We start from the raw sequence: 333 nt of genomic DNA on the forward strand, positions 1-333 counted from the left end.
AAACCAAAGGAAACCTGTCCAGCAAGCTGTAAAATTCGCTGCTTGCCTTTCTTAACAAGAAATTCAATCTCAAGAGGATCGTCGGAACTACCCACGGTTTCGCGCACAACATACTTCCCAGACGATTTATCAATAATCTGGACACTAACTAAACCACTTTTATTAGGCTTCTTTCTGACAAACATAATGCGAATAAAAATAGCATTTTGCCTGTAATAATAAGCTGGGACACCCTAAACAAAAACTAAGCTCCAGTGTGTATAAGGGGTGTGGAAGGGTGAAGCCATAACCCGCACAAAACAGGAGCTTATTTCTTATAGGTTTTAAAATTAA

At 39.0% G+C, this 333-nt stretch carries 1 pseudogene; it reads right to left on the reverse strand.

From position 1 onward, the window contains the following. Positions 1-185: pseudogene (locus HC175_RS24025) on the reverse strand (IS1634 family transposase); the annotation flags it as partial. Between the last annotated feature and the right edge of the window lie 148 nt (positions 186-333).

The sequence above is a fragment of the Salinimicrobium oceani genome (genome assembly GCF_012037645.1).